The sequence below is a fragment of the Frigoribacterium sp. Leaf164 genome, from assembly GCF_001423665.1.
GTDB classification, from domain to species: domain Bacteria; phylum Actinomycetota; class Actinomycetes; order Actinomycetales; family Microbacteriaceae; genus Frigoribacterium; species Frigoribacterium endophyticum.
Genome location: NZ_LMOX01000003.1, coordinates 915986 through 927869, shown reverse-complemented (window position 1 = coordinate 927869; position 11884 = coordinate 915986). Strand labels below are relative to the sequence as shown.

Here is an 11884-nt window from a genome sequence, read left to right as displayed (position 1 = left end):
CGACCTGACAGAGAGCAGCACTGATGGGCAAGAACATCGTGGGCATCGACATCGGCAGCCGCACCGTGCGCGCCGTCGAGGTGGCCGACGCCGACAAGGCGAAGCCGACCGTGGTCCGCTTCGCCGAGGTCGAGCTGCCCGAGGGCGCGGCGAGCCGCGGCGAGGTGCTCGAGCCGCAGACGGTCGCCGGGTCGCTCAAGCAGCTCTGGTCGGCCGGCGGCTTCAAGAGCAAGCGGGTCGTGCTCGGCATGGGCAACCAGCGCGTGCTGGCCCGCGACCTCACCGTCGCGAAGATGTCGCCGCAGCGGATCAAGGAGGCGCTGCCCTTCCAGGTGCAGGACATGCTGCCGGTGCCGGTGGCCGACGCGCTCCTCGACTTCTACCCGTACAGCGAGGGAGTGGGCGACAACGGCCCGGTCGTCAACGGGCTGCTGATCGCCGCCGTCAAGGACGCCGTGCTGGGCAACGTCCGTGCCAGCAAGCTCGCCGGCCTGACCACGCTGGGCGTCGACCTCATCCCGTTCGCGACCGTGCGCCTCCTCGTGAACCGCCCCCGGGTGGTCGGCACGGTGGCCGTCGTCGAGATCGGGCACAACACGACCTCGGTCGTCATGGTGACCGACGGCGTGCCGCAGTTCGTCCGCATCATCCCCTCGGGCGGCGACGACATCACGCAGGCCGTGGCCGCCGCGCTCGAGACGGGCCCGGCCGCGGCCGAGCAGCTCAAGCACGCCCGCGGACTCTCGACCGTCGTCACCACCCCGCAGGAGCAGGCGGCGTCGTCGGCCATCTTCGAGTCGACCAACGACCTGCTCGGCAGCCTCCGCAACACCGTCCAGTACTTCGTCAACACGCGGCCCGCCAACCCCGTCGCGGGCATCCTGCTCGCCGGGGGAGGCTCCGCCATGCCGGGCTTCTCCGACGCCCTGTCGGAGGTCACGCGCCTCCCCGTCGCCCTCGGCGACCCCCTCGCGACGGTCGCCGTCGCCAAGACCGTCGACGAGGCGGCCCTCCGGGCCCGCCCCTCCGACCTGACCGTGGCCCTGGGCCTCGCCCTCGGGAGCGCCGCATGAGATCGTCCAAGAGAGACGCCGCCATCACCGTGGGAGGCGCCCCCCGCGTCGACCTGCTGCCCCCGGAGGTGCGGGCCGAGCGTCGCGCCGCCTCGACCACGCGCCGCACCTGGCTCGGCGTCGTCGTGCTCGTGGCCGCCACCGTCGTCGCCTCGGGAGCCGCGACCCTCGGCTCGCTCTCCGCGGCTGACGACCTCACCGTGGTCCAGAGCGAGACGAGCACGCTGCTCGCGCAGCAGGCGAAGTTCTCCGAGGTGCGCGACACGCAGTCGCAGGTCGACCTGATCGAGTCGGGCCAGGCCGTCGGAGGCTCCACCGACATCGACTGGGCGACCTACCTGCGCTCCGTGCAGGGCACGCTGCCCGTCGGCGTCACCGTGACGAGCGTCTCGCTCGACCAGGCCTCGCCGCTCGAGTCGTACGCGCAGGGCACGTCCCCGCTCGAGGGCTCGCGCGTGGCGACCGTGGTCTTCACGGCGACCAGCCCCACCCTGCCCGCCGTGCCGGTCTGGCTCGACGGCCTCGCGACCCTGCCCGGCTTCGCCGACGCGACCCCCGGGTCGGTCGCCTTCTCCGACGGCGTCTACGAGGCGACCGTCACTATGCACATCACCGCCGACGCCTTCTCGGGCCGGTTCGACGAGAAGGACGACTGACGTGGACCGCAACCGACTCATGATGTTCGCCGCGATGGGCACCGCCGTCGTGGTGCTCGCCCTCGGCTTCCTGCTCGGCGTCCAGCCGCAGCTCTCGGCGGCCACCGCGTCGCGCGAGCAGATCACGACGGTGACGACGCAGAACGAGCAGATCCGGGCGGCGATCGCCCAGCTGCAGGCCGACAACGACGCCCTGCCCGCGCTGCGGTCCGAGCTCGGCACGCTGCAGACGGCGATCCCGTCGTCGGCGTCGCTCTCGACCTTCATCAGCGAGGTCAGCCGGCTCTCCGACGAGACCAGCACGACCGTGGTCGACATCACGACGACCGAGGCCGAGGCGTACGCCCCGGTCGCGGCCGCCGCCCCGGCCGACGCCGCGGCGACCACGGACGCCTCGGCCGAGTCGACCGACGCCGCCACGGCCGCTCCGGCCGCCGAGCCCGTCGCCCCCACGGCGCCCGACCTCGTGAGCGACCCGGCGATCACCGCGGCGAACTTCTCCGTCGTGCCGGTCTCGATCACGGTCGAGGGCTCGTACTCCGACGCCCTCGACTTCGTCGCGGCCCTCCAGGGCGGCAGCCGGCTCTTCGCCCTCGAGACCTTCGGCAGCTCCGGCAGCGAGGAGGCCGGCAGCGAGGGCGCGGCCCCCGACAGCTGGACGGTCTCGGGCAACGTCTACGTGCTGCTCGACGCGGCCTCGACCCCGACCGACGCCACCACGACGCCGACCGCGCAGGCCGAGGGCGACGCCGACGACAGCACGGCCGCGGGGGAGTAGCCCCCCACCTGCACGACCCTCGAGTGGTCACGACGTGCCCTCCCCGCCCCGGCGGAGGAGCACGTCGTGACCACTCGTTCGTCGTCCGGGGCGACCGGCGTCGTCGGGGGCCGATCGGCGACGACGGCGACGACGACCGCGCGCGTGTCCCCCGCCACCGCCCCGGCCGCCCGGTCCCCGTGTACCCCGGGTGAGGGCCACCACGCCCCCCGGGCGGGGGGAACCACCCGTCGTCCACATCGCCCTCCCGGGCCCGAGCCCGTAGTCTCCAGGAGAGCCGCCCGACCATCCCGACCGGGCGCGCCCGCGACCTGCCCCTCGTGGCCACCCACCACGACGACGCCGAGCCCACCCAGCTCGTCGTCCCGGGCGCCCCGAACGCCCGCGGTCGCGAACCACTCCGCACGAAAGTCGCACACCCGAATGTCGATGTCCTCGTCGGCGCGCCCTGGCGCGCGCCCCGCCCTGCCCTCCACCGTCCCGACCGACGCCGGGAGGCGCGGCCTCAGCGGTCGCACCCGCCTGGCTGCGGTCGCGATCCCGGCCCTGCTCGCCGCCTCCGTCGTCCTCCTCCCCGCGCCCTCCGCCTTCGCCGCCACCGCGCCGGCCACGCTGTCGTGCACGACGTCCGAGGACGTCCCCGGCCGCGCCGACGGCCTCGACTACCCCAAGGGCGTCGCGGTCGACACGGCCCGAGACAGCATCTGGGTGCTCGACTCGGCCACCGGCGTGCTGCACCAGCGCGCGGCCGACGGCACCTACACCGACGCCCCCGCGCCCGGCGCCGACCTGGGCCCCGTGGGCCAGGCCTTCGGCCTCGCGTTCGACGGCAGCGCCGCCGGCGCCGACAGCCTCGTCGTCGCCGACACCGAGGCGGACCGCGTGCTGCGCTACCAGCCCGACACCCAGGTCTGGACGGCCCTGCCCGACTACGCCGGCTTCGACCGCGTGACCAGCGTCGCGGTCGCCGCCGACGGCACCGTCTACGCCACGACCGGCTACACCGACCAGGTCGTCGCGCTCGCCCCCGGCGAGACCACGTGGGCCGTCGTGCTGCCCGCCAGCGACCCGCAGACCACCGACGGCACGATCGGCGTCGCCGTCGGCGCCGACGGCCTCGTCTACGTCATCGACCGCCCCGCCGACGAGGTGCGCGTGGTCGCCGCCGACGGCACCGTGTCGACCATCGCCGTGCCCTTCCGCCTCGACGAGTCCGCGGGCATCGCCGTCGACGCCGCCGGCCGCCTCTACGTCACCGACGAGGCCCGCGACGTCCTCCTCGTCCGCGAGGGCGAGACCTGGACCACCGTGGGGGCCGGCGGGGCCGACGCCTGCGCCTTCTCGAACCCGTGGGGCGTCGCGGTCGACGGCGACACCGTCGTCGTGACCGACAGCGACACCGACCGCCTGCAGTTCCTCGCGATCACCGCGGCGGCCGTCGTCCCGACGACGCCCACCACGCCGACGACCCCGACGACGCCGACGACCCCGACCACGCCGACGACGCCGACCACCCCGGCCGTGGTGACGCCGACCGTGCCGACCACCCCGACGACGCCCGCCGCGGCCGCCCCCGCGGCGACCACGCCGGCTGCCGGGGCTCCGACGCGCCTCACCCCGACGGCCACCCGCGCCGCCGCGGACCCGGCCGACGGCGAGCTCGCCTTCACGGGCTCCGACACGACGACGCCGCTCGGCATCGCCGCCGTGCTGGTCGGCCTGGGCCTCGCCCTGACCGCCGTGGCCGCGGGCCGCGCCGGGCGGGCACGCCGCCGCGCCTGACGCGGGTCGACGCTCCGCTCGACGGGACCGCCCCGCCGCCCTCCCCGGAGGCGCGGCGGGGCGGTCCCGTCGTCCGCCCGGGCCCTGTCGGAGGCGCGGCGTACGCTCGCGGGATGACCAGGGCCGTGTCCGCACTCATGGGCACGGTGCTCTTCGCCGCGCTCCTCATCGCGACGGCCGGCTTCGAGAGCCTGCTCCTCGACCGCGACGTCATCAGCGAGCCCGACGCCGGCACTCTGCTCGGCCCCGCCATGGCGGCCGCGGCGCTGCTCGTCGTGCTCCTGGCGCTGATGCGCTCGGCCGCGGTCGCCGACCGGGCCGAGGGCAGGGCGCCGGAGTCGCGGGGCACCTTCCCGGCCCAGCCCGCCGACGGCGTCGGCCCGGGCCGACCGGCCCCGACGGGCACCGCCGACGGCCCCGGCGCGGGCGCGCCCCGCACCCCGGCCCCGCGCCTCCTGCCCCCGGCCCTCGTCACCGCCCTCCTCGTCTGGGCGGCCATGGTCGTCGTCGGCTCGGTCGGCTACGCGCTGGTGCGCGACGACGGCGCCGCGGCCGTCCTGTTCGCGGGCCGGTACGTCCTCTCGCCGTTCGTGCTCGGCAGCGCCCTGTGGGCCGGGCTCGTGGTGCTCGGGGTCGCGGCGGCGTCGCGCGTCGACCCGTCCCGGGGCAGCCCGCGATCATTTGATTAAGCCCCTACCGGAAGCTATGCTCTATCGGGTGTGCGCTCAACGGCGCGCCCGAAAAATCCGCACCACGACGGGGTCCGCCCGGTCGTGGGGGTCGGATGCACCGTCTCTCGTGGTGGCCTCCAGGCCGTCCACGACGACCAGCGGCCTCGTCTCTCGAGCAGCGCCGCGGTCGGGCTCAGCGCTGGTGAGCACCTCCGGGTGCGGCGCCGGCGTGAGGCACGACGAGGATGCCGACCGTCCGGTCGGACAGAGCAGAGCCCTGCACGAGCAGAGCGCAATCTAGGAGAACCAGTGCCAACCATCCAGCAGCTGGTCCGCAAGGGTCGTACGCCGAAGGTCGTCAAGACCAAGGCCCCCGCCCTGCGGTCCAACCCCCAGCAGCGTGGCGTGTGCACCCGCGTGTACACCACCACCCCCAAGAAGCCGAACTCCGCGCTCCGCAAGGTCGCCCGTGTGAAGCTCTCCAACGGCACCGAGGTCACCGCCTACATCCCCGGCGAGGGCCACAACCTGCAGGAGCACTCGATGGTGCTCGTCCGCGGCGGTCGCGTGAAGGACCTCCCCGGCGTGCGCTACAAGATCGTTCGTGGCGCCCTCGACACCCAGGCCGTGAAGAACCGCAAGCAGGCTCGTAGCCTCTACGGTGCGAAGAAGGACAAGAAGTAATGCCTCGTAAAGGACCCGCGCCCAAGCGCCCTGTCGTCGCCGATCCCGTCTACGGGGCGCCGATCGTCAGCCAGCTCGTCAACAAGATCCTCCTCGACGGCAAGAAGGGCCTCGCCGAGCGCATCGTCTACGGTGCCCTCGCCGGCGTCGCCGCGAAGAACGACCAGGACGCCGTCGCCACGCTGAAGAAGGCGCTCGACAACGTGCGCCCGACCCTCGAGGTGCGTTCGCGCCGCGTCGGCGGCTCGACCTACCAGGTCCCCGTCGAGGTCAAGCCGCACCGCGCCAACACCCTGGCGCTCCGCTGGCTGACCTCGTACGCCAAGGCTCGTCGTGAGAAGACCATGACCGAGCGCCTGATGAACGAGATCCTCGACGCCTCCAACGGCCTCGGCGCCGCTGTCAAGCGTCGTGAGGACACGCACAAGATGGCCGAGGCGAACAAGGCCTTCGCGCACTACCGCTGGTAACCAGTCGATGAGGTGCGTTGCGGGCACTCCCCGCACCGCGCCTCCCCGGCTCCCACAACTCCCCACCTACCCCTTCGGAGGAACCCGTGGCACAGGACGTGCTCACCGACCTGAACAAGGTCCGCAACATCGGCATCATGGCTCACATCGATGCTGGCAAGACGACGACCACCGAGCGCATCCTGTACTACACGGGCATCACCCACAAGATCGGTGAGGTCCACGACGGTGCGGCCACGATGGACTGGATGGCGCAGGAGCAGGAGCGCGGCATCACCATCACGTCGGCGGCCACGACGTGCTTCTGGAACAAGAACCAGATCAACATCATCGACACCCCCGGCCACGTCGACTTCACCGTCGAGGTGGAGCGCTCGCTCCGCGTCCTCGACGGCGCCGTCGCCGTGTTCGACGGCAAGGAGGGCGTCGAGCCCCAGTCCGAGACCGTCTGGCGTCAGGCTGACAAGTACGACGTGCCCCGCATCTGCTTCGTCAACAAGATGGACAAGCTCGGCGCCGACTTCTACTTCACCGTCGACACCATCGTCAACCGCCTCGGCGCGGAGCCCCTGGTGATGCAGCTGCCGATCGGTGCCGAGAGCTCGTTCGAGGGCGTCATCGACCTCGTCGAGATGCGTGCGCTCACGTGGCGCGGCGACGCCAAGGGCGACGTCGAGCTCGGTGCGAAGTACGACATCGAGGAGATCCCGGCCGACCTGGCCGACCGCGCCGCCGAGTACCGCGAGAAGCTCATCGAGCGCGTGGCCGAGGCGGAGGACGCTCTCATGGAGCGCTACCTCGAGGGCGACACCGACTTCACCGTCGCCGAGATCAAGGCCGCCGTCCGCAAGCTGACGGTCAACAGCGAGGTCTACCCGATCTTCTGTGGCTCGGCCTTCAAGAACCGCGGCGTGCAGCCGATGCTCGACGCGGTCATCGACTACCTCCCCTCGCCCCTCGACGTGCCCCCCATGGAGGGCCACGACGTGCGTGACGCCGAGAAGGTCATCATCCGCAAGCCCGAGTCGACGGAGCCCTTCTCGGCCCTCGCCTTCAAGGTCGCGGTGCACCCCTTCTTCGGTCGCCTCACCTACGTCCGCGTCTACTCGGGCTCCATCGAGTCGGGCGCCCAGGTCGTCAACTCCACGAAGGACAAGAAGGAGCGCATCGGCAAGATCTTCCAGATGCACTCCAACAAGGAGAACCCGGTCGACAGCGTGACCGCCGGCCACATCTACGCGGTCATCGGCCTCAAGTTCACGACCACCGGCGACACCCTGTGCGACCCGCAGGACCAGGTCGTCCTCGAGTCGATGACCTTCCCCGAGCCCGTCATCGAGGTCGCCATCGAGCCGAAGACGAAGGCCGACCAGGAGAAGCTCTCGCTGGCCATCCAGAAGCTCGCCGAAGAAGACCCGACGTTCCGCGTCGAGCTCAACGCCGAGACCGGCCAGACGGTCATCAAGGGCATGGGCGAGCTCCACCTCGACATCCTCGTCGACCGCATGAAGCGCGAGTTCAACGTCGAGGCCAACGTCGGCAAGCCCCAGGTCGCGTACCGCGAGACCCTCAAGAAGGGCATCGAGCGCTACGACTACACCCACAAGAAGCAGACGGGTGGCTCGGGCCAGTTCGCCAAGGTCCAGATCGCGCTGGAGCCCTTCGAGGTCACGGCCGAGTCGACCTACGAGTTCGTCAACAAGGTCACCGGTGGCCGCGTGCCGCGCGAGTACATCCCGTCGGTCGACGCGGGCATCCAGGACGCCATGCAGGTCGGAGTCCTCGCGGGCTACCCGACCGTGGGCGTCCGGGCCCTGCTCCTCGACGGTGCGGCGCACGACGTCGACTCGTCCGAGATGGCCTTCAAGATCGCTGGGTCGATCGCCTACAAAGAGGCGGCTCGCAAGGCCCAGCCCGTTCTCCTCGAGCCGCTCATGGCGGTCGAGGTGCGTACGCCCGAGGAGTACATGGGCGACGTCATCGGCGACCTCAGCTCGCGTCGCGGGCAGATCTCGTCGATGGAAGACGCCAGTGGTGTGAAGGTCGTTCGGGCCAGCGTGCCGCTGTCGGAGATGTTCGGCTACGTCGGAGACCTGCGGTCGAAGACCTCGGGCCGTGCCGTCTACTCGATGACGTTCGAGTCGTACCAGGAAGTCCCCTCGGCCGTGGCCGAGGAGATCATCCAGAAGAACAAGGGCGAATAGTCCCGAATCTCGCGGCCGTTCCTCGACCGCGTAACATGTACACACACCAATCCGCAGTGTCCGGTAGGCCGGGTCATCGACCCGGCCCCCGGCCCCACTGCAACCGAGTCCTGAGGAGGACCCACAGTGGCTAAGGCCAAGTTCGAGCGGACCAAGCCGCACGTCAACATCGGAACCATCGGTCACGTCGACCACGGCAAGACCACGCTCACCGCGGCGATCACCAAGGTCCTGCACGACAAGTACCCGACCCTCAACGAGGCGTCGGCCTTCGACCAGATCGACAACGCGCCCGAAGAGAAGCAGCGCGGCATCACGATCAACATCTCGCACGTCGAGTACCAGACGGAGAAGCGTCACTACGCTCACGTCGACGCTCCCGGCCACGCCGACTACATCAAGAACATGATCACCGGTGCGGCTCAGATGGACGGCGCGATCCTCGTGGTCGCCGCCACCGACGGCCCGATGCCCCAGACGCGTGAGCACGTCCTGCTCGCCCGCCAGGTCGGCGTTCCCTACATCGTCGTGGCGCTGAACAAGTCCGACATGGTCGACGACGAGGAGATCCTCGAGCTCGTCGAGATCGAGGTGCGCGAGCTCCTCTCGAGCCAGGACTTCGACGGCGACAACGCCCCCGTCGTCCAGGTCTCCGCTCTCAAGGCCCTCGAGGGCGACGAGAAGTGGGCCGCCACGGTCGCCGACCTGATGGACCAGGTCGACGAGAACGTGCCCGAGCCGGTCCGCGCGACCGACCAGCCCTTCCTCATGCCCGTCGAGGACGTCTTCACGATCACCGGTCGTGGAACCGTCATCACCGGTCGTGTCGAGCGCGGCATCCTGAAGCCGAACGACGAGGTCGAGATCGTCGGCATCAAGGAGAAGTCGTCGAAGACGACCGTCACCGCCATCGAGATGTTCCGCAAGACCCTCGAGGACGCGCGCGCCGGTGAGAACGTCGGCCTGCTCCTCCGCGGCACCAAGCGCGAGGACGTCGAGCGCGGCCAGGTCGTGGTCAAGCCCGGCTCGATCACGCCCCACACCGAGTTCGAGGCGAACGTCTACATCCTCTCCAAGGACGAGGGTGGGCGTCACAACCCGTTCTACGCGAACTACCGCCCGCAGTTCTACTTCCGCACCACCGACGTCACGGGTGTCATCACGCTGCCCGAGGGCACCGAGATGGTCATGCCCGGCGACACGACTGAGATCACCGTCCAGCTGATCCAGCCCATCGCCATGGAAGAGGGCCTGCGCTTCGCCATCCGCGAGGGTGGCCGCACGGTCGGTGCCGGCACCGTCACCAAGATCGCCAAGTAAGTACTGGTCACTCCAGCACTGCTGATCTCCTGAGAGGGGGTCGGGCCCGAGAGGGCCCGGCCCCCTCTCTCGTGTCACCAAGGTCCGGCGTGTCACCATGGGGTGCCGCCGGAAGCGCCGGCGCAGACAGGAGAGACGTCATGGCCGGTTTCGACGACATCACCCGCAAGGCACAGTCGTTCCTCAACGACGGCAAGGTGCAGGACGCCCTCAAGAGCGAGAAGGCGGAGGGCGTCAGCGACCGCATCCTCGACGCCGTCGCCGGCGCTGCCGACAAGGCCACCGGGGGCAAGCACTCCGACAAGATCCAGCAGGCCAAGAGCGCCGCCGACAAGAAGATCGGCAACGAGTAGGGCCCACGGCCCCGTCGCCGGCCCCCGGAGCCCTCGAGGGGCACGGGGGCCGTCGTTGTACCCCGGCGACCCGGCCACCGTTCGACCGGACGGTGTTCACTCGACCGATGCCGCGCCTCCGACGCACCGATCAGGCCCATCCCGGCATCTCGCGTCACCGCTCGGGCACGGGCTTCAGCTACCGCGACGCCGACGGGTCGACCATCACCGACCCGGTCGTGCGGGAGCGGCTCGACCACCTCGGGATCCCGCCCGCGTGGACGGACGTCTGGATCGCGCCGTACCCCAACGGGCACGTGCAGGCCACGGGCAAGGACGCCGCCGGCCGGCGCCAGTACATCTACCACCCGACCTGGCGTGAGCAGAAGGACCGGATCAAGTTCGACCGCGCCCTCTCCCTCGCGGAGTCGCTGCCCACCGCCCGCAGGTTCGTCACGATGGACCTGCGCCTCGACGAGCCCGTCCGCGACCGCGCCCTCGGGGCGGCGTTCCGCATGCTCGACACCGGCTCGCTGCGGGTCGGCTCGGAGCGCTACGCGGAGGAGCACGGCAGCCACGGGCTCTCGACCCTCCTCTGCTCGCACGCGAAGGTGTCCGGCGACGTGGTCGCGCTCTCCTTCCCCGGCAAGAGCGGCCAGGAGTGGGACAGCGAGATCCGTGACCCCGACCTCGCTGCGGTCGTGCGCAGCCTCAAGACCCGGGGCGGCCGCTCACGCCTCCTGGCCTGGCGGCCGGAGGCCGGGAGCCCCTGGCGGCCCCTGCACGCGTCGGAGATCAACGAGTACGTGAAGCTGCGGGCCGGCGACGACTTCACCGCCAAGGACTTCCGCACCCTGCACGGCACGGTCGCGGCCGCCGTGAGCCTCGCCCGGAGCGGACCGCAGCCCACGGTCGGTCGGCGCCGCCGGGCGCTCGCGCAGGCGATGCGCGACGCGTCGGACGTCCTGGGGAACACCCCGAGCATCGCGCGGAAGTCGTACGTCGACCCGCGTCTCGTCGACGCGTACGAGCACGGCGAGACGATCGACCCGCGTCGCCTGGGCTCGGCGGAGTCCGAGGTGCGCTCGTTGCTCTATCGCTGAGTCGCGGCCACGCAGGCTCATGACGTACCGTAGAGGGTTGCGTCCGATCGAGTCGGACGCCCGAGAGGAACTACTGCAGTGACTGACGAGTGCATCCACGGGTTCGAGAGGGAGCTCTGCGACATCTGCGCCCCCCGCAAGCGCGAGCCCCTGCTCGATGCCGACGGTGAGGTCCGGACCCTCACCACCAAGCGCCGCGCCGCGTCGCGCAAGCCCGAGTCGCTGCGCAGCACGCCGGCGCTGGCCCGCGACTCCGCGGCCGTCGCCGTCGCCGCGCAGTCGGCCGCGGCCCCCGTCCCGGTCTTCGCGCAGCAGCGCGTCTACCACTGGACCCACGTGAGCAACCTGCCCGGCATCATCGCAGCCGGTGCCCTCCGCCCCGGCGCCGCGGCGGAGCCCGAGCTCGACGTGAGCTCGGGGGCGACCCGCGCGCTCCGCGCCTCGGTGACCAGCGCCTCCGGTGCCGTCCTCGCCGAGCACGTCCCGTTCTCGCTGTCGCCCCACGCCTCCGCGTGGGACGTCCTGCGCTCGGGCGCCGACGGCTACGAGTGGTCGGACGCCGCACGTGCCGCCAAGGCCACCGACTTCGTCATGCTGGTCGTGCCGGTCTCGTCGCTCGACGACGGGTTCGTGGTCACGGAGGGCGACGCCGCCGTCCAGGGCGTCCGTCAGGCCGTGGGCCTCGACGACGCGGCCTCGATGGTCCGCCGCTTCTCGCTCGCCGACCCCGACCTGCTCGAGCCCGAGGTGCTGGTGCCCGGGGGAGTACAGCTCGAGGCCGTGACGCTCGTCGGCGTCCCGAACGACAAGA

12 protein-coding genes are annotated in these 11884 nt (G+C 71.4%); all 12 read left to right on the top strand.

Translation table 11 applies throughout. The features are described 5' to 3' along the window. Positions 1-23 precede the first annotated feature (23 nt). Positions 24-1073 carry a type IV pilus assembly protein PilM gene (gene pilM, locus ASF82_RS12305; protein WP_056057433.1) on the top strand — a complete coding sequence of 350 codons (1050 nt, stop codon included), beginning with the start codon at positions 24-26 and terminating at the stop codon, positions 1071-1073. After that, a complete protein-coding gene (locus ASF82_RS12300) occupies positions 1070-1729 on the top strand; it encodes a hypothetical protein (RefSeq protein WP_156370125.1) in 660 nt (219 codons plus the stop codon). The genes pilM and ASF82_RS12300 overlap by 4 nt, the downstream gene beginning before the upstream one ends. A gap of 1 nt (position 1730) precedes the next feature. Then, positions 1731-2507 carry a hypothetical protein gene (locus ASF82_RS12295; RefSeq protein WP_056057425.1) on the top strand — a complete coding sequence of 259 codons (777 nt, stop codon included), beginning with the start codon at positions 1731-1733 and terminating at the stop codon, positions 2505-2507. A gap of 423 nt (positions 2508-2930) precedes the next feature. After that, positions 2931-4289, top strand: coding sequence for an NHL repeat-containing protein (locus ASF82_RS12290; RefSeq protein WP_056057420.1), 1359 nt, complete (start codon positions 2931-2933; stop codon positions 4287-4289). A 113-nt stretch (positions 4290-4402) separates the two neighbouring features. Next, positions 4403-4978 carry a DUF6121 family protein gene (locus ASF82_RS12285; protein WP_156370124.1) on the top strand — a complete coding sequence of 192 codons (576 nt, stop codon included), beginning with the start codon at positions 4403-4405 and terminating at the stop codon, positions 4976-4978. A 291-nt stretch (positions 4979-5269) separates the two neighbouring features. Next, positions 5270-5644: a 30S ribosomal protein S12 gene (gene rpsL / locus ASF82_RS12280; protein ID WP_043593380.1), complete on the top strand. Its 375-nt coding sequence runs from the start codon at positions 5270-5272 to the stop codon at positions 5642-5644. After that, positions 5644-6114, top strand: coding sequence for a 30S ribosomal protein S7 (rpsG, locus tag ASF82_RS12275; protein WP_056057412.1), 471 nt, complete (start codon positions 5644-5646; stop codon positions 6112-6114). The genes rpsL and rpsG overlap by 1 nt, the downstream gene beginning before the upstream one ends. A gap of 86 nt (positions 6115-6200) precedes the next feature. Next, a complete protein-coding gene (gene fusA, locus ASF82_RS12270; RefSeq protein ID WP_056057409.1) occupies positions 6201-8318 on the top strand; it encodes an elongation factor G in 2118 nt (705 codons plus the stop codon). Between the two features lie 126 nt (positions 8319-8444). Next, positions 8445-9638: an elongation factor Tu gene (gene tuf, locus ASF82_RS12265; protein ID WP_056057406.1), complete on the top strand. Its 1194-nt coding sequence runs from the start codon at positions 8445-8447 to the stop codon at positions 9636-9638. Between the two features lie 140 nt (positions 9639-9778). Next, a complete protein-coding gene (locus ASF82_RS12260; RefSeq protein ID WP_056057403.1) occupies positions 9779-9991 on the top strand; it encodes an Rv0909 family putative TA system antitoxin in 213 nt (70 codons plus the stop codon). Positions 9992-10098: 107 nt separating this feature from the next. Beyond that, on the top strand, positions 10099-11073 hold the full coding sequence (locus ASF82_RS12255; protein ID WP_056057400.1) for a DNA topoisomerase IB: 975 nt from the start codon (positions 10099-10101) through the stop codon (positions 11071-11073). A 78-nt stretch (positions 11074-11151) separates the two neighbouring features. Further along, on the top strand, positions 11152-11884 hold a 733-nt coding region (locus ASF82_RS12250), incomplete at its 3' end, for a DarT ssDNA thymidine ADP-ribosyltransferase family protein (protein ID WP_082514611.1).